At 63.6% G+C, this 16,937-nt stretch carries 15 protein-coding genes; 7 read left to right on the plus strand and 8 right to left on the minus strand.

The annotated features are described in order from the left end of the window. Positions 1–10: 10 nt before the first annotated feature. The 3 genes from QCE83_RS27650 to QCE83_RS27660 all read right to left on the minus strand — a co-directional run bounded on the left by QCE83_RS27650 (position 11) and on the right by QCE83_RS27660 (position 2,973). The gene (locus tag QCE83_RS27650; protein ID WP_309818877.1) at positions 11–958 is read right to left on the minus strand and encodes an L-carnitine dehydrogenase; all 948 of its coding nucleotides are present in this window, start codon (positions 956–958) and stop codon (positions 11–13) included. 36 nt (positions 959–994) lie between these two features. After that, positions 995–1,924, minus strand: a complete 930-nt coding sequence (locus QCE83_RS27655) for a 3-keto-5-aminohexanoate cleavage protein (RefSeq protein WP_309818879.1) — start codon at positions 1,922–1,924, stop codon at positions 995–997. 89 nt (positions 1,925–2,013) lie between these two features. Continuing rightward, positions 2,014–2,973, minus strand: a complete 960-nt coding sequence (locus QCE83_RS27660; RefSeq protein WP_309818882.1) for a choline ABC transporter substrate-binding protein — start codon at positions 2,971–2,973, stop codon at positions 2,014–2,016. A gap of 514 nt (positions 2,974–3,487) precedes the next feature. On the opposite strand from QCE83_RS27660, the gene QCE83_RS27665 reads away from it, so the two are divergent. Together QCE83_RS27665 and QCE83_RS27670 are read left to right on the plus strand one after the other, a co-directional pair. Continuing rightward, entirely contained in the window at positions 3,488–6,556 is a 3,069-nt protein-coding gene (locus QCE83_RS27665) for an acetoacetate--CoA ligase (protein WP_309818884.1), read from the plus strand. A gap of 104 nt (positions 6,557–6,660) precedes the next feature. Next, positions 6,661–7,638, plus strand: a complete 978-nt coding sequence (locus QCE83_RS27670) for a GlxA family transcriptional regulator (RefSeq protein WP_309818886.1) — start codon at positions 6,661–6,663, stop codon at positions 7,636–7,638. Here the strand turns inward: QCE83_RS27670 and QCE83_RS27675 are convergent. After that, positions 7,635–8,813, minus strand: coding sequence for a porin (locus tag QCE83_RS27675; protein ID WP_309818888.1), 1,179 nt, complete (start codon positions 8,811–8,813; stop codon positions 7,635–7,637). The genes QCE83_RS27670 and QCE83_RS27675 overlap by 4 nt on opposite strands. Before the next feature lie 728 nt (positions 8,814–9,541). Here QCE83_RS27675 and QCE83_RS27680 point away from each other — a divergent pair. From QCE83_RS27680 to QCE83_RS27690, 3 genes are read left to right on the plus strand one after another with little or no spacing between them, the layout of a single operon-like run. Continuing rightward, on the plus strand, positions 9,542–10,036 hold the full coding sequence (locus QCE83_RS27680; protein WP_309818889.1) for a type VI secretion system tube protein Hcp: 495 nt from the start codon (positions 9,542–9,544) through the stop codon (positions 10,034–10,036). After that, entirely contained in the window at positions 10,033–10,443 is a 411-nt protein-coding gene (locus tag QCE83_RS27685) for a DUF3592 domain-containing protein (protein WP_309818890.1), read from the plus strand. Before QCE83_RS27680 ends, QCE83_RS27685 begins: the two co-directional genes overlap by 4 nt. Next, positions 10,436–10,984, plus strand: coding sequence for a hypothetical protein (locus QCE83_RS27690; protein WP_309818891.1), 549 nt, complete (start codon positions 10,436–10,438; stop codon positions 10,982–10,984). Before QCE83_RS27685 ends, QCE83_RS27690 begins: the two co-directional genes overlap by 8 nt. Positions 10,985–11,083: 99 nt before the next feature. Here QCE83_RS27690 and QCE83_RS27695 read toward each other — a convergent pair whose 3' ends face one another. Together QCE83_RS27695 and betC are read right to left on the minus strand one after the other, a co-directional pair. Next, entirely contained in the window at positions 11,084–12,031 is a 948-nt protein-coding gene (locus tag QCE83_RS27695; RefSeq protein WP_309818892.1) for a choline ABC transporter substrate-binding protein, read from the minus strand. Between the two features lie 39 nt (positions 12,032–12,070). Then, positions 12,071–13,615 (minus strand): choline-sulfatase, encoded by a 1,545-nt coding sequence (gene betC / locus QCE83_RS27700; RefSeq protein ID WP_309818893.1) that lies wholly within the window; start codon positions 13,613–13,615, stop codon positions 12,071–12,073. A gap of 125 nt (positions 13,616–13,740) precedes the next feature. Between betC and QCE83_RS27705 the strand changes: the two genes are divergently transcribed. Together QCE83_RS27705 and purU are read left to right on the plus strand one after the other, a co-directional pair. Continuing rightward, positions 13,741–14,652, plus strand: coding sequence for a choline sulfate utilization transcriptional regulator (locus QCE83_RS27705; RefSeq protein ID WP_309818894.1), 912 nt, complete (start codon positions 13,741–13,743; stop codon positions 14,650–14,652). 119 nt (positions 14,653–14,771) lie between these two features. Next, positions 14,772–15,647 (plus strand): formyltetrahydrofolate deformylase, encoded by an 876-nt coding sequence (gene purU, locus QCE83_RS27710; RefSeq protein WP_309818895.1) that lies wholly within the window; start codon positions 14,772–14,774, stop codon positions 15,645–15,647. On the opposite strand, the gene QCE83_RS27715 is transcribed toward purU, so the two are convergent. Beyond that, the gene (locus tag QCE83_RS27715; protein ID WP_309818896.1) at positions 15,644–16,558 is read right to left on the minus strand and encodes a DMT family transporter; all 915 of its coding nucleotides are present in this window, start codon (positions 16,556–16,558) and stop codon (positions 15,644–15,646) included. The genes purU and QCE83_RS27715 overlap by 4 nt on opposite strands. Beyond that, on the minus strand, positions 16,551–16,937 hold the full coding sequence (locus tag QCE83_RS27720) for an NUDIX domain-containing protein (protein ID WP_309818897.1): 387 nt from the start codon (positions 16,935–16,937) through the stop codon (positions 16,551–16,553). Before QCE83_RS27720 ends, QCE83_RS27715 begins: the two co-directional genes overlap by 8 nt.

Below are 16,937 nucleotides of genomic sequence, written 5' to 3' on the forward strand. Positions count from 1 at the left end.
CGTCGCTCCTTCAGTCCTCGATGCCGTGCCGTGCCTTCGCCGCCGCAATCGCTTCGATGACGCTCGAAATGCAGTCGTCGCGATACCGCTCCAGCGCCTTGATGTCGCGTCCGCCGGTTTGCCGTGACGTGCCGTCGACCACGCGATCGATCAGTTCGTCGGTCAGTTGCGGCGCCACCAGCTTGGTCCACGGCAGTTCCAGCGCGGGGCCGAACTGCTGCATGAAGTGTCGCATGCCCGCCTCGCCGCCCGCCAGCGTGTAGGTCAGGAACGTGCCCATGAAGGACCAGCGGATGCCCGCGCCGTAACGGATGGCGTCGTCGATTTCCCCGGTGGTCGCGACGCCGTCGTTCACGAGATGCAGCGCCTCGCGCCACAGCGCCTCCAGCAGCCGGTCCGCGATGAAGCCCGGCACTTCCTTGCGCACCCGCAAGGGCCGCATGCCGACGGATGCATAGAAGCTCATCGCTGCATCGATCGCCTCGCCCGAGGTCTTGTCGCCGCCGAGCACTTCAACGAGCGGCAGCAGATACACCGGATTGAACGGATGCCCGACCACGCAGCGTTCGGGATGCAGGGCGCGCGCATAGAAGTCGCTCGGCAGCAGGCCCGAGGTCGACGACGCAATGATCGCGTCCGGCTTGGCCGTACGGCTCACGCGCTCGTGCAGCGCGAGTTTCAGTTCCTCGCGTTCCGGCGCGCTTTCCTGGATGAAGTCCGCCTGGGCCACGCATTCCTCGACCGTCGCGACCACGCGCAGGCGTTCCGGCGATGCCCCCGCAGCCAGCCCGGCACGCTCCAGCGCGGGCCACGCGTTGGCGACATTCGCGCGCAATTGCGCTTCGGCGCCGGGCGCCGGATCCCACGCGGTGACGTCGAGCCCTGCTCCGAGCGCACGCGCCACCCAGCCGCTGCCGATCACACCCGCGCCGAGCGCGGCGAATTGCTTGACTTGCATGTTGATGAGGTCCGTTTGAGTTCGAGCGAGTGAGGTTCAGGCGAATTGTTCGAGCGCGCGCTTGTCGAGCGGACGTTCGCCGCGCGCGGGCAGTCCCAGCTTCCTGCGGCCTTCGGCGGGCGTCAGCGCGCGCGCCCCCAGCCGCTCGATGATCTCGATCGCGCGCTGCACCAGCGAGCCGTTGGTCGCGTGGACGCCGCGATCGAGCCACAGGTTGTCTTCGAGCCCGACACGCACGTGGCCGCCGAGCAGCATCGCCTGGGCGACCATCGGCATCTGCATCCGGCCGATGCCGAACCCCGCCCAGTGCGCGCCGGGCGGCAGGTTGTCGACCATCGCCTTCATCGTGCCGGTGTCGGGCGGCGCGCCCCACGGAATGCCCATGCACAGCTGGAAGAGCGGCGGGTCATCGAGCAGCCCTTCCTTCAGCAGCTGGTTGGCGAACCACAGATGGCCCGTATCGAAGATCTCCAGTTCCGGCTTCACGCCGAGTTCCTGGATGCGCTTCGCACCCGCACGCAACTGGGCGGGCGTGGAGACGTAGATATAGTCGCCGTCGCCGAAGTTGAGCGTGCCGCAATCCAGCGTGCAGATTTCGGGCAGCAACTCTTCCACGTGCGCGAGACGCGTCAGCCCGCCGACGAGATCCGTGCCGCGCCCGAAGCGCATCGGCTCTTCGCCGGGGCCGATCTCGAGATCGCCGCCCATGCCGGCCGTCAGATTGATGATGACGTCCACATCCGAGGAACGAATGCGGTCGACGACTTCCCGGTACAGCGCCGGATCGCGGCTGCCTCTGCCCGTCTTCGGATCGCGCACGTGGCAATGCGCGACGGTTGCGCCCGCGCGCGCAGCTTCGATCGCCGCTTCGGCGATCTGCTTCGGCGTGACGGGAATGGCGGGATGCCTGGCCGTGGTGTCGCCGGCGCCGGTGACCGCGCAGGTCACGATGACTTCGTAGTTCATGGAGTTTCCGTTCAAGAAGACTGTTAGGGTTCCTGCTTTCCCTGCCCGCCCGAAGATCCGGGAAAACGTCGGGCGCACTGCTCAGCTTGTCAAAGCCCCAGGTATTGCTTCACTGCGGGCAAGCCTTCCTTGCCGTCGACCGTCTTCACGCCGGCCAGCCACGCATCCAGCACCTGCGGATTGCTCTTCAGATACGCCTTCGCCGCTTCCTGCGGGCGCTCCTTGTTCATCACGGGCTGCATCAGGCGGTTTTCCAGATCGGTCGTGAAGCGCAGGTTCGACACCAGCTTTCCGGCATTCGGACAGCGCGACAGGAAGTCGGTGTTGGTCAGCGTGTAGACGCGCGCCTCGCCATAGTTCGGGCCGAATACGTCATCGCCGCCGGAGAGGTAGTCGAGCTTCATCTGGATGTTCATGGGATGAGGTTCCCACCCCAGAAACACAACCGGCTTCTTCTCGCGGATGGCGCGCTCGACCGTCACCAGCATGCCCGCTTCGCTCGATTCCACCAGCTTGAAGCCGCCGAGTCCGAACTGGTTCGAATCGATCATCTTCTGGATCTTCGCGTTGGCGCTGCTGCCCGGCTCGATGCCATAGATCTTGCCGCCGAGCTCGTCGCGATGCTTCGCGATATCGGCGAAGGTCTTGATGCCTGCGTCGTAGGCATAGGCCGGCACGGCGAGCGTCGCCTTCGCGCCGGAAAGATTCGGCGGATCGAGCTTCTGAATGCTCTTCGCTTCGAGATACGGCTCGACGGCCTTCTGCTGCACCGGCCACCAGTAGCCGAGCGACACATCGATCTGCTTGCTCTTGAGGCCGGCCAGCGAGATGGGGACCGAGGCGACCGTGGTCTTCGGCGCATAGCCGAGTCCTTCGAACACGACCGACGCGAGCGCGGTGGTCGACGTGATGTCGGTCCAGCCGATATCGACGAAACGCACGGTCTTGCAACTGGCATCTTCCGCACGCGCGTCCTGCGTCAGGGCGAACGCCACGCCCGCGGCGCAGGTTCCGGCCATCAGCAGCTGGGAAATCAGGCGATGTCTCATTGGCGTTCTTCCGTGGTGGGTTATCTCGATGAGCCGGTTCGGGGCGCCGGCATGGATACAAAAGTATCGCCGCATAAAAGTGCGCGAACGTCCGCCGGCGACGGCGACTTGCCTGCCTGCGACGTCGTGTCGAAAATCAACCGCTCGTGCGGCTGCGGGCGCCGCGTCATAAAGTTTTTCATCGCGTGCCTTGATCTTGGCTGGCAGTTATCTTGCTCATGACAGGCGGATGATGTTAAGGAAACCGTTGCGTCGGGAATGTCGCGAGTGTGTCATTCAGCAACGCGACCATTCATGAATATGAAATGCGCGCGAGCAAGAGTAACCTTCGTTGACGGCGGCAGACTTTGTGGGTGTTCGAACATTGCCGTGCCTTCCGGACGAGTAATCTGCGTTTGAGGGATCGACGCCGGGCGTTGACACAGACGCATAAAAGGGAAAAAGAGAGATTTCCCGTCTGTGTTCGAGTACCCAGGCGCTTAAAGCCACGCAGTCCAATTACAGGTGCATAAAAATGGACCGACAGGACGCTATCCGAGAGCGTGCGCGTAGCTACGCGCGCGAGCCATTGTTTCAACCCGCCTTCGAGCAGATCAGCGCTTCACGCATGACAGCCTTCACTGAAGGCTTCGAGAAAACCATCGGCGAGCATTTCGGCAGTTATGCCGGATTGCATGCTTTTGCGTGCCGTGAATATCGGCAGTTCTGGAAATACTTTCTCGATTCGGCTGAAGGGCTTGAATGGTCCGGATCGGATGAACCGGTTTGTATTGGCACGCAATGCGAAACCGCGCGATTCTTTCCGAATGTCGAATTGAATTACGCCGAGAATCTGCTAGGCAAGCGCATTGCATCCGATGACGCCCCCGCGCTCACCTCCCGTTATGCCGATGGCCGCCGTATCGCCTACACCCGCGGCGAACTGCGCGAACGCGTCATGCGGCTTGCGCATGCACTGAGTGAACTCGGTCTGAAGCCGGGCGATCGCGTGGCCGCCATCATGCGCAACGACGGCGACGCGATCACTGTCGCGCTGGCGGTGACGGCGCTGGGCGCCACGCTTTCCACCGCAGCCCCGGAAAACGGCGTGCAGGCGATACTCGACCGCTTCGCGCCGCTCGAACCGAAGATGTTGTTCGCGCACACCACGCAGCGGCCTTTCGACACCGGCGGCTCGATCTCGGGTCACATTGCGGCTGTCGCGATGCAGTTGGGATCGCTGACGGATATCGTCTGTCTCGACGAAACCGAATTGCCCAGCTCCGTCACGGTGCGCCAGCACGAAATGCGTGCATTGATTCTGCACGGCAATGCCTTGCGTTTCGACTGGAAGCGCTTCGAGTTCAATCACCCGTTGTTCATCATGTTTTCGTCGGGCACCACCGGGAAGCCGAAATGCATCGTGCACGGTGCGGGCGGCACGCTCATCGAGCATGTGAAGGAACACCGGCTGCACAGCAACTTCGGTCCCGGCGACAAGCTGTTCTTCCATACCAGCTGCTCGTGGATGATGTGGAACTGGCAATTGTCCGCGCTGGCATCGGGCGTGGAGATCGTCACTTATGACGGCCCGGTGGCCGCTGTGGACACGCTCTGGCGGCTCATCGCGAACGAACGCGCGACGGTGTTCGGCACCAGCCCCGCGTATCTCAAGATGAGCGAAGACGCCGATCTCGAACCCGGCGCGCAGTTCGACCTTTCGGCGCTGCGCGCGATGCTGTCGACGGGCGCCGTGCTGTACGACGCGCAATTCCACTGGGTCCGCGACCGCGTGAAGCCCTTGCAGCTGCAATCGATCTCCGGCGGCACGGACATCATCGGCTGCTTCGTGCTGGGCAATCCGAACCTGCCGGTCTATGCAGGCGAGGCCCAGTGCCGCAGCCTCGGCCTCGACGTGCAGGCGTTCGACCAGGGCGCGAGCACCATCATGCCGGGCGAACTGGTCTGCGCCAATCCGTTTCCTTCACGGCCGCTCGGCTTCTTCGGCGATGCCGACGGCACGCGCTTTCACCAAGCGTATTTCGCGGCGAACGAAGGCGTGTGGACGCATGGCGATGTCATCGAGTTCTCGCCGCAGGGCTCCGCGCGCATGCATGGCCGCAGCGACGGCGTGCTCAACGTGCGCGGCATCAACGTGAGCCCGGGCGAGATCTACCGCATCCTGAGCGGCATCGCGGAAGTCTGCCAGGCGATGGCCGTGCCGCAGACGGACACCAATGCGGACGAAGCGGGCCAGCGCATCGTGCTGCTGCTCGTGCTGCGCCCCGGTGCGCAGATGAACGCGGCGCTCGCCGCGCGCATCCGACGCGAACTGAAACGTCAGGGCAGCGCGGCGCTGGTTCCCGACGTGACCGTTCAGGTGGACGCGCTGCCGGTCACGCACAACGGCAAACCTTCTGAGGCTGCGGCCCGCGATGCCGTCAACGGCCTGCCGGCGCGCAATGTCTCGTCGCTGGCGAATCCGGATTGCCTCGAACGCATTCGCGAACACCCGTCCCTTTCGCGCGTGAAGACCGCGTTGCCTGCGCCGGGCGAATCCGTCGCGCAACTCGAGGCTTATCTGTGCGCACTGTGGGAGCAGTGTTTCAGCTTTTCGCCGATCGGCCGCGACGACAATTTCTTTGACCTCGGCGGTCATTCGCTGCTGGCGGCGCGCATGCTCGCCGACGTGCAGCGCGCCACGGGCCGCGCACTGACCCTCTCGACGATGATCGTCGCGCCGACCATCGCGCGCCTCGCGGCCGTGCTCGCCGCGGGTTCCGAGTCGCAGACCACGGGCTCGACCGTCGTGCAGATGCGCGCGGGCACCGGCCGCCCGCTGTTCATGGCGCATAGCATCACGGGCTCGGTGATGGAGTGCCTGACGCTCGCGGGCATGCTGGAGAACGAGCGGCCCGTGTACGGCCTGCAGGCGCTAGGACTCGACGGCGATGAAGCACCGCAGCACAGCGTCGAGAAAATGGCCGAGGGCTACGTGCGGCGCATGCGCGAAGTGCAGCCGCAAGGGCCGTATGCGATCGCCGGCTATTCGTTCGGCGGGCTGATCGCGTTCGAGATCGCGCAGCAACTCGTGGCGGCGGGCGAACGGATCGAGATGCTGTGCCTGCTCGATACCTACGTGCACGAACACTGCCTGCCGTTCCCGCAATGGACGCGCTTCCAGGCGGACGTGATCGCCGATCGCCTGCGTGAATTCCGCTCGCTCGATACGCGGGCACGGCTCGGCTATGTGTGCACCAAGGCGGGCGCATTCGCCGACCGCGTGCGCATGCGCCTGGGACATCAGGCCCACAAGGCCGCGCCCGATGCGCAAGGCCTGCCGCCCGCGCTGCTGCGCGTGCGCGAGTCGATGCGCGTCGCGATGACGACTTACACGCCGCGTCATTACCAGGGCGGTCCGATCGTCTATGTACGCGCGACCGTCCTGGAGACGATGCGCGGCGATCCGCTTCCGGTATGGCAGCGCGTCGCGAAGAATGGCTTGCAGGTGATGAAGGTCGAGGGCAGGCACACCGATCTGGTGGTCGAGCCGCAACTCGCGACGGTCGCGCAGACGCTGACGCACGCGCTCTCCCGGGTCTGAAGGGGCAACGCGCATCACGATCCGGCGCGCTCTACGGGGCGCGCCGGATTGCGCATGCATTTTGCTCTTGCTACGGTGAACGGCCTATCTTCATCGAATCTCCGATGCCCGCTCCACAAGACATCCACTTTCTTCTGCTGCCCGAGTTCTCGTCGATCGGCTTCATGTCGGCCATCGAGCCGTTGCGGGTCGCCAACCGTTTCGCGGGCGATCTGTACCGCTGGCATATCCTCTCCGCCGACGGCGGCCCTGTCGCCGCGAGCAACGGCATCACCGTGAACGCGGAAGCCGCGTTCAATGACATCACGGACGCCCGCACCGTGTTTGTCGTATCGGGCTTCGAGCCGCTCGCGGGCTTCACGCGGGAACTCGGCGACTGGCTCAAGCGGCTGGACCGCGCGGGCGCGACGCTCGGCGGCATCGATACCGGCAGCTTCATCCTCGCGCGCTGCGGCCTGCTCGCCGGCAAGCGCGCGACACTGCATTGGGAAGCCGCAGCGGCATTCGCGGAACAGTATCCCGAGATCGAGACGAGCCAGGAACTCTTCGAAATCGACACGCGCCGCATCACCTGCGCGGGCGGCACGGCTTCCATCGACATGATGCTCGACCTGATCGGCCGCGAACATGGCGCGGGCCTCGCGGCGCAGGTGTCGGAGCAGTTCGTGCTGGGGCGCATAAGGCAACGTTCGGATCATCAGCGCCTGCAACTCGCCGCGCGCTACGGCATCCACAATCGCAAGCTGATCCAGGTGATCGGCGTGATGGAACAGAACATGGAGGAGCCGCTTCCGCCCGATGCGCTCGCTGCGTCCATCGGCGTCACGCGGCGGCAGCTGGAACGCCTGTTCTGCGCGGCATTGCAGGACACGCCGACGCACTTCTATCTCGGCCTGCGCCTCGCTCGCGCCCGCGAACTGCTGCAACAGACGGACATGTCGATCCTGGCGGTCTGCGTGGCGTGCGGCTTCGAATCGCCGTCGCACTTTTCGCGCACCTATCGCGCGCGCTTCAACACGAGCCCGCGCCAGGACCGCAGCGCACTGCGCAACGCCGGTCCCGCGCGGCTCGCCGCGGCCTAGAACGAGTGACGCATGCCGATGCGCACGTCGGACTGTGTATTGGTGGATGAAGGCGTGAAGCTGTAGCCGATCACGGCGTCGATGGGGCCGGAAGCGCGCAGATAGTCGCCGGAGATATAGACGTCGGTGCGCTTCGAGAGCAGGTAGTGCAGGCCGAGCGATCCCTGATTCCAGTGATTGCCTTCAAAGCGCGTGTGCTGATAGCCGCCGTATAGCGCGAGGTCGGGCCTGAAGTTATACGACGCGCCGCCCTCGTACACCTGCATGTGCGAAGTCTGGCCGAGGCCCTTGATGGTCGTGTACGTAAAGTTACCCGACAACATCAGGTTGCCGAGCGTCCAGGCCGCGCCCACTGCGAACGCGCCTTGCTTGTCGACGGGAAAAGAGTTCGCGCTGTAGAGATCGGTGACGGCGCCCGTCGCGGGATCGACGGATACGGTCGGCTGGCCGAGGAACGTGCGAGCGCCGATCATCGCGTAGGGATCGAACGCATAGATGCCGTTCGGGTTGTTGAGCTGCGTGTACGCGGCGCCCACGTTGAAGGTGTTCGCGGCATAGTGCGCGCCGACGCTCCACGCGCTGTTCTGATGGAAATTGCCCGACACGTTGCCGAACGAATACATGCCGCCGAACGTGAAGCCGCCGATGTTGTTCGACAGGAACTTGATCGAGTTGGGCAGGCGGTCGCCGTTCATGCGGTCGAAGTCGCCTTGATGGATCGCGTAGCCACTGGCCCATGCCGAGATGTTGTAGAGGTAAACGAACTCTTCGGTCATGTCGAGCTGATTGCCGAGCGAGACCGTGCCCCACTGGTTCTTGAGGCCCACGTACGCCTGGCGTCCGAATTCCGCGCCGCCGAACGCATAGCGGCCCGTGCCGAGACGAAAGCCCGATTCGAGCACGAAGACGGCTTGCAGTCCGCCGCCGAGATCCTCGACGCCGCGAAAGCCGAGACGGTTGCCGTAGGAAACGCCGTCATCGAACTTGACGACATGCGCGCCGCCGCTGTTGTTCACCCACGTGACGCCTGCATCGAGGATGCCGTACAACGTGACGCTGCTTTGTGCGTGCGCCAGCGCCGGAGCGAGACTCGCGCCTGCTGCGACGGCAAGGCTCGCGAGCCGGGCGCTGCGTGCAGTAGATGTCGTGCGGGTTGCGGCATGTCGCTTTCTCATGTGCTCGTCCTCTTCTTGTCGTGATCGGTTTCGTTGGAATAAGCGATGCCCTGCCTTCACGCTTCGCGTGATGACACATCGCCTGACCTGCCGGGAACTGCGGAGACTGCCGCTGACGCGCCTGAGTGGCTATGCGGCGAAACGGATCGTCGCGCCGGTGTTGTAAAAATAAGGTTCCATATATAAGACGGCTCGACCGTTTGCGACGGAAATCTGTCTCTCTGCGACTGATACGTTCCGCACCGGGATGAAAGCTGCCTACTTCACGTCGAGCGCTGTGTGCAGCGCTTCACTCTGCCCGTCACGGCATGCTCAAAGCGGGGGTTCGCGTTGCGGTCACGTTGCAGTGTCCAGGTCGACGCCCGAAGCCAGATTGATCGCGGCTCGCTTCGGCCGCAAACTCGCCTCAGCCACCGTACAGCGGACCGGAGATACCGATGAGCGCGCGTTAAGGTTACAGCCTAGACCTGCTTCACATGGCGCGCGATCCCGGGTGATCCGCACCGCCCTTTTCTTTGAAGGCTGTACACCTTCCCTTCACCATCATGCTCGTGAATCGGTAGCACCTCATCGCGCCGCTCCAAGACGTGACCAGAGCAAAGCGATTTCTTCAATTGACCGAGTAAGCATCAGATTTATCCAGTTCTCTTGCCGTTTTGATTACCTTACGATCACCACGCGCGGAAATTCTGCCCATCCAAAACGAACAATCTGAAGGTTCAAAACACATGAGCAACATTTTCTTGAGCATCGGTGAAGTAAAAGGCGAATCAGCTATTATCGGTCATGTAGGTGAAATTGAAGCACTCAGTTGGGGATGGCGACTGACTCAAACGACCCGAGTATCGTCGTACTCGGAAAGGCGAAAAGCCAGCCTTGATAATCTTTCGTTCGTCCATCGCGTCAGTCTCGCGTCAAACGGGCTGATGTCCATGCTGCTGAATTCGACTTGCGCGCAAAACGCGGTGCTATCGGTGCGAAGCGCGGACGCGCAGGCGTCAGCAGAAGGACTCGCCGGCAAGCTCATTCCGCCGCCCGATTTCATGAAAATCACCATGAAGAACGTCATGGTGCATGACATCCGCCCATACGGCTCCGCTTACGGTCACTTCGAGGAAGTCTTTCTGTCTTTCACCGAATTCAAGCGGGACTACATACCCACTGCCAAGGGCGGCTCCGTAGGCGGCATCGCATCGGTCTCCTATAACATCGGCTTGGCATGAAGATCAAAAGACCCAAACCCAATTGGCACACCGTTGCGGGGGGCGTCGCGATCCTGCTGTCGCAGACCCTTTTCATCCCTTCGGCGTACGAGTTCCAGACTCAATCCGTCACGGCCATAGGCGAGGTGGTCCGGCTGAATGCCGGGGGCTTTCATCCCGAAGTCGTGTTCACCACACAGAGCGGTGAGCGCATCTCGTTCGCCGGGAGTAGTCGTTATCCAACCGATGTGGGCGACAGGATCGAAGTGCGCTATATGCCCGACATCCCCAAGCTCGCCGAAATCAATCAGATCGAGAACATTTGGGGCATTGAGATTTACATCACAGCATTCTCCGCCATCTTCATCATCGGCGGCTTGTTTGGGATGCGGGCGTACTTGAACCGACAGGCGGAGAGCGATGCTTAAGCGGAGTTTGTGGACCTACGAAACGTCCAGCGGTGCCGGCGGATCGATTGGCGACCTTGCGTTATCGAGCGGACAGATCATTCTGAAAAGCCCGGAGGGCAACCTTCACGCATATCGATATCGCGGCTTCGGTCCGGGACTGGGCTACTCAAAACGCGTACCGAAGGAGATACAGCTACCTGACTTGAAGCTGCCGCGAGGCAAGACCGGGACCGCGACAGGCAGCACCACCGATTTCCCGGGTAAGGGTCTGGTGTACCGCCTTCACAAGCCCGAACTCAAGCCGCGTGACTTCGAAGGCTACACGCTCTATGCCGATGCCTCCGCGGGCTTCCTGATCGCGCAAGGCGTCACGAGTTTGCTTGTGGGCATCAGCGAGAAGGCACTCGTGCCCTGGATATTCGCGCCCGGTGTTTTTGCCCACGCCATCACCGCCAGTGCAAAAAGTGTCGTGATCCTCCGAGGGCAAAGCGAGGGCTTGATCGATGGCGGCGGGATTGGGTTCATGGTGGGTCACGTGTCTTACGAGGGTCCATGCTGAAGCGATTCTAAGGAGAAGCCACCAAGCGCCGCGCCGAAGCGCCTGAGTGTCCAGGCGGCGAGGCGGACCGATCCGCCCCGCACCCGCACCAATACCCACCTACTTCACACCCAGCGCCGCCTGCACCGCTTCCAGCCCATTGCCGCCGCTCGCAGTCGTCACACCATCGAGCCAGGATTTGAGCAACTCGGGATGATGCTTCAGCGCGTCGCTGGCGGCTTCATCGACGTGAGTCTTCTTCTCCAGCACCTCGGTGATGACGCCGTTCTCGAGATCCACATTGAAGGCCATCTGCTTGAACAGGCGTCCGAGATTCGGACACTGTTGCTCGTAACCGCTGCGCGCCACCGTATTGACCGTCGCGCCGCCGTAGTTCGGACCGAAGTAGCGATCGCCGCCGTCGAGATACGCGAGCTTGAACTTCGTGTTCATAAGGTGCGGCTCCCACGCAAGAAAGACGATCCACTTCTTGTCACGCACCGCACGCTCGACCTGCGTCAGCATCGCGGTCTCGCTCGACTCCACCACCTTCCAGTCGCCCAGTCCAAACGCCTTGTCGTCCACCATGCGCTTGATGTTCTGGTTCGCGGGCGCGCCCGGTTCGATGCCGTAGATGCGGTTATCGAACTTGTCCGCGTTCTTCGCGAGGTCCGCGAACGAATGCACACCCGCCGCGGCCACGTAATCCGGCACGGCCAGCGTGAACTTCGCATTGGACAAGTTGGGCCGCACCACTTCAATCGATTTCTCCTCGAAGAACGGCTTCACGAGCGGCGCCTGAGCGGGCATCCAGTTGCCGAGGAAGACATCGATCTGTCCTTTCTTCAAGCCCTGATAGGTGATCGGCACCGACAGGTTCGCCACGTTCTGCCGATAGCCCAGCGCCTTGAGCACGATGCCGCTCATGGCATTGGTGGCGTCGATGTCGGTCCACCCAGGGCCGGCCATGCGCACCTGCGTGCAGGACTGCGGCTCGGCGGCGAATGCGTGAGATGCCACGCAGGCAAGCGCGGCGGCGAAGAGCGCATCGATGAAGCCCTTTTTCATGATGGGTCCTGTCGTAGGTGGGGAGGAAAGAGGCACACGTCAGCGCTCGACGGCGGGGAACCGCGCCATGGCTTCGAGATCGTCGAGGTCGATATGGTTGCGCATGTAACGCTGGCTCGCATCCACGTGCGGCTGCCAGTCCCATGACTGGATGGTGCCGCGCGTGGTCGCCGCGAAGTGGAAGTGACGGCGGCGCTGGCTCGTCAGCACGTCCTGATGCAATGCGTCCAGATTCCAGCGGCGCGCGATCTCCGCGCGCAACTCCGCGACGAGCGGAGCGTGGCGTTCGGTATCGGCGAGGTTGGTGCGTTCAAAGGGATCGGACTGGACGTCGTAAAGCTGATCAGGATCCACGCTCGAATGGATGAACTTGTAGCGGCCACGCCGGATCATGACGATCGGCGCGATGGCTCCTTCCGCGAGGTACTCGCCGGTCGCCTCGTCATGCCCGCCGCTGCCCTGCAGATGCGGCACGAGGCTGCGGCCGTCGACGCTGTCGGGCCAGTCTTCCGGCCCGGTCGCTGCCACGCCGCGCGCCAGGTCAACAAAAGTGGGCAGCACATCCAGATGCGACACCGACTCCGTCACGCGACGTGCGCCGAACTGCTTCGGCGCGTGCACGATCAGCGGCACGCGGCAGCCGCCTTCGAAGAACGTCATCTTGTACCAGAGGCCGCGCTCGCCGAGCATCTCGCCATGATCCGACGTGACGACGATGATCGTGTCGTCGGCGAGCCCCGCCTGTTCGAGCGCTTCGAGTATCGATGCGAACTGGTCGTCCACGTAGGACACCGCGCCGTAGTACGCGCGACGCGCGTTGCGCACCTGCCGTTCGGTGGGCGGCGTGCGGTCCGCCTCGTACACATGGCGCAGACGCTTCGAATGGGGATCGCTGGCATCGAGCGAATCCTGATACGACGGCATATAGATGTCTTCGTCGCGGTACAGGTCCCAGTATTTGCGCGGAATGGCATACGGATCATGCGGATGCGTCAGCGACGCGACCATCATGAACGGACGCGCGTCCCGGCCCGCGTTGCGCTCGCGGGCGATATCGAAGAGCTTCTGGCGCGTGGTGAAGGTCACTTCGTCGTCGAAGTCGAGCTGATTGGTGCGCACGCACGGACCCGCGTCGATCACGGAGCTCATGTTGTGATACCACGTCGGGCGCGCTTCGGGGTCTTGCCAGTCGGGCGTCCAGCCGAAATCGGCGGGATAGATGTCGGTCGTGAGGCGTTCCTCGAAACCATGCAGCTGATCCGCGCCGCAGAAATGCATCTTGCCGGAGAGAATCGTGCGATAGCCTTCGGCGCGCAGGTAATGCGCGAAGGTCAGGGTTTCGGACGGCAACTCGGCGGCGTTGTCGTAGGCGCCGATGTTCGACGGCAGCTTGCCCGCAAGAAGTGAGAAGCGCGAAGGCGCGCACAGCGGACTTGCACAATAAGCCGACTCGAACACGACGCCTTCGCGCGCGAGTGCGTCGATGCGCGGCGTCTTCGTCACCGGGTTGCCATAGGCCGACAGCGCGAACGGCGTGAGCTGGTCGGCCATCAGTACGAGAATATTTTGTTTCGTCTCAAGCATGAAAGCGTGCCTCGAATAGAATCCACCACAGCAGGCGTTGGTTGAACAGCGGTTCAATGTGACTATTGCCGGTCAATTCGCGGCTGTGAAGACAGCAAAACGTTATGCGCCCATAAGGAGGGGTTATGCCGCGGCCGGATCGTCTGCCGCCCATGCAGGCGTTGTTGATGTTCGAGTCCGCCGCGCGTCTGGCGAGCTTCACCGCCGCCGCGCGCGAACTCGGTTCCACGCAGCCCGCGGTGAGTCAGCGTGTGGTGCAGCTGGAGGAAGCGCTCGGCGCGGCGCTGTTCGAGCGCGGGCATCGCGGCGTCACGCTGACGGAAGACGGCGTACGGCTGTTCGAAGCCGTGCGCCAGGGGCTCGACGTGATTCGCACGGCCACTGCGGACATTCGCTCGCGGCGCGCGCAGCGCACGCTCACCCTCGCCACCGACTTTGGTTTCGCCACCTTTTGGCTGATGCCGCGCCTGCCGCAGTTCAAGGCGCTGATGCCGGATGTCGACGTCAAGATCATCACGTCGCAGAGCATGCCGAGCGCATCGGGTCAGCAGGCGGATGTGGTGATCGTATTCGGCGATACTCAGGCGGACTGGAGCCCGCGTCGCGCCGTGAAGCTGTTTCCCGAATGCGTGATGCCCGTGTGCAGCCCGTCGCTGTTGCACAAGGTCCAGGCGCCGCGCACGCCCGCTGATTTTCTCGCGCTGCCGCTGCTCCATCTGGAAGCCACGCATCCGGAGCGCTGGCTCTCGTGGAGCGCGTGGTTCGAAGGGCACGGACTCGCCGCGCCGCCTACGCAGGGCGGCTTTACATTCAACAGCTATGCGCTCGTCACGCACGCGGCGGTGATGGGCCAGGGCGTCGCGCTCGGCTGGGCGCCGCTGGTGGACGAGCTGATCGCCACCGGCCAGCTGGTGCCGCTGTGCGAAACGCCGCTCGTCACGGAGCGCGGCTACATGCTGGTCACGCCGCGCGAGCCGTCGGCGGCGGTGCGGGCGTTCAGCGACTGGCTGCTCGAGGAATGCGACGTGGGCGTCTGACGTTTTTGTACTAGATGCGCGGCGTCTGGCTTCTATCGCGTCGACCCCGCCTTTTGTTCTACTGATGCGCACGCTCGCCGTATTTCGCGGCGCGCCGATCATCCGAATGTGGAGCACGCATGGCAGCCGATTCCCGCTTTGATCAACTGGTGCTTACCGTCTCGTGCCCGAGTGCGGCGGGGCAAGTGGCCGCCATCGTCGGCTTTCTGGAGCGGCATCACGGGTATATCGACGAGCTCACCGTCTTCGACGACGACCTGAGCGAGCGCTTCTTCGTGCGCTGCGTGTTCCATGGCGCGCGACCGGACGAACTGCTGGATCTGGCGATGCTCAAGCGCGAGTTCGAGCCCATCGCCGGACGCTTTTCGATGTCGTGGGCGATGCACGACCTGGCCGTGCGGCCGAAAGTGCTGCTCATGGTGTCGAAGCTCGAACATTGTCTCGCGGACCTGCTGTTCCGCTGGCGCATGGGCGAACTGAAGATGGATATCGTCGGCATTGGCTCCAATCATCCGGATCTCGCCCCGCTCGCGGAGCAGCATGGCCTGCCGTTCCATCATCTGCCGGTCACCGCGGATACCAAGGCGCAACAGGAAGCCCGCCTGCTCGATCTGTTCGACACCTCCGGCGCTGAACTGATGGTGCTCGCGCGCTACATGCAGATTCTCTCGGGCGAGACGAGCCGCAAGCTGAGCGGGCGCGCCATCAACATCCATCACTCGTTCCTGCCGGGTTTCAAGGGCGCAAAGCCCTATCACCAGGCGCACACGCGCGGCGTCAAGCTGATCGGCGCGACCGCGCACTTCGTCACCGACGACCTCGACGAAGGTCCGATCATCGAGCAGGAAGTGGAGCGCGTGGATCACGCCTACAGCCCCGAGCGGCTGCTCGCGACCGGACGCGACGTGGAATGCATCACGCTTGCTCGTGCGGTCAAGGCGTTCATCGAGCGGCGGGTGTTCATCAACGGCGAACGGACCGTGGTGCTGCGCTAACAGCGTGCGAGCTTGCGTGCCGCGCGTAACGCAAACGCGCCGTGCACCGCAAGCGACATCACCACCACGCTGCCGCCGATGATGGCGAAGCGCGTCGGTGTTTCGCCCAGGAAGGCCCAGATCCAGAACGGTCCGAGCACGGTTTCGATCAGCAGGAACAAGCCCACCTGCGGCGCCGGCAGCGTGCGCGCCGACGCCGCGATCATGCCTAGTGCCAGCGGCACGACCAAGGCGCCTTCGAGCGCCATCAGAAGCATCTGGTTGCCATCCGGAACGGCCGCACGCGATACGAACGGCAGCAGCACCACAGCGGCCAGCAGTCCGCCGAACGCCGGCGCCAGCGCCAGATCGCCACGCGACCGCCGCGACAGCAGCAACGCTCCTGCCATCAGCAGCGCGGTGGCCAGCGCCAGTGCATCGCCCGCGCCGACAGTCGCCCGCGTGGAGAAGGACGGCCACACGACCGTGACCACGCCGAGCAACGCGCAGGCGCACGCGAGCCAGGTCCTGCGCGGTGGCCAGTCCTTGAAGAACACGCCGGCGCCGAGCGCGGCCCAGAGCGGTGCTGTCGCGATGAGCGTGAGCATGTTCGAGATGTTCGTCATCATCGCGCTGAGGACGAAGGTAACGGAGGACAGGCCATAGCAGACGATGACCGCCCGTGCAGCCCACCCTCGTGCGACCGTCCGCCAGCCGGAGCCGTGCCGGAACAGCGTGACGATGACGCCCGCGAGCAACATCAACAGGCCGCGCGCAAACGCCATCTGGAACGGGTCGCCATGAATCACCCGCAGCAGCAAGGTATCGACGCTAAGCAGCACCGCGCCGAGCGAGGCGAGCATGAGGCCCTTGCCGGACGAGCCCATCGCCATGTTCCACGACTGGCCATGACGCCCCGCTGCATCAGGCATCGATGAGATCCCGCCGGACGAGCTCGGGGATCACGCACTCGGCGAACACCGAACCCACGGGCAGCAAGGGAGCGCCCGCGATCCAGCCTAGTTCCTCGATTTCTGCATGCGGCAGGCACACGCCGTCCACCGAGGTCAGCCACGCATGGATACGAATGGCGTATTCTTCACCTTCCGCACGCCGTTCATAGGTGCCAAACCGCTCGGCCTCAATCAGTTTCACGCCGAGTTCTTCCCGCAATTCCCGGCGCAGGCAGTCGAGCTGGCCTTCCGCTTTTTCCATCTTGCCGCCTGGCGAGATGAAAGTGGACGTGCCGCGCTTGCGCACGACGAGCAGACGCCGGTTCCTCACGATGATCGCTGCACATTTTTCGATCAT

The organism is Caballeronia sp. LZ034LL, assembly GCF_031451215.1.
Taxonomy (GTDB): domain Bacteria; phylum Pseudomonadota; class Gammaproteobacteria; order Burkholderiales; family Burkholderiaceae; genus Caballeronia.

Coding starts and splice junctions, on each gene's coding strand:
- QCE83_RS27670 (WP_309818886.1), top strand. CDS start 6,661: ATGCCCGCTCCACAAGACATCCACTTTCTTCTGCTGCCCGAGTTCTCG.
- QCE83_RS27675 (WP_309818888.1), bottom strand. CDS start 8,813: ATGAGAAAGCGACATGCCGCAACCCGCACGACATCTACTGCACGCAGC.
- betC (WP_309818893.1), bottom strand. CDS start 13,615: ATGCTTGAGACGAAACAAAATATTCTCGTACTGATGGCCGACCAGCTC.
- QCE83_RS27705 (WP_309818894.1), top strand. CDS start 13,741: ATGCCGCGGCCGGATCGTCTGCCGCCCATGCAGGCGTTGTTGATGTTC.
- QCE83_RS27685 (WP_309818890.1), top strand. CDS start 10,033: ATGAAGATCAAAAGACCCAAACCCAATTGGCACACCGTTGCGGGGGGC.
- purU (WP_309818895.1), top strand. CDS start 14,772: ATGGCAGCCGATTCCCGCTTTGATCAACTGGTGCTTACCGTCTCGTGC.
- QCE83_RS27720 (WP_309818897.1), bottom strand. CDS start 16,937: ATGATCGAAAAATGTGCAGCGATCATCGTGAGGAACCGGCGTCTGCTC.
- QCE83_RS27660 (WP_309818882.1), bottom strand. CDS start 2,973: ATGAGACATCGCCTGATTTCCCAGCTGCTGATGGCCGGAACCTGCGCC.
- QCE83_RS27715 (WP_309818896.1), bottom strand. CDS start 16,558: ATGCCTGATGCAGCGGGGCGTCATGGCCAGTCGTGGAACATGGCGATG.
- QCE83_RS27650 (WP_309818877.1), bottom strand. CDS start 958: ATGCAAGTCAAGCAATTCGCCGCGCTCGGCGCGGGTGTGATCGGCAGC.
- QCE83_RS27665 (WP_309818884.1), top strand. CDS start 3,488: ATGGACCGACAGGACGCTATCCGAGAGCGTGCGCGTAGCTACGCGCGC.
- QCE83_RS27695 (WP_309818892.1), bottom strand. CDS start 12,031: ATGAAAAAGGGCTTCATCGATGCGCTCTTCGCCGCCGCGCTTGCCTGC.
- QCE83_RS27690 (WP_309818891.1), top strand. CDS start 10,436: ATGCTTAAGCGGAGTTTGTGGACCTACGAAACGTCCAGCGGTGCCGGC.
- QCE83_RS27655 (WP_309818879.1), bottom strand. CDS start 1,924: ATGAACTACGAAGTCATCGTGACCTGCGCGGTCACCGGCGCCGGCGAC.
- QCE83_RS27680 (WP_309818889.1), top strand. CDS start 9,542: ATGAGCAACATTTTCTTGAGCATCGGTGAAGTAAAAGGCGAATCAGCT.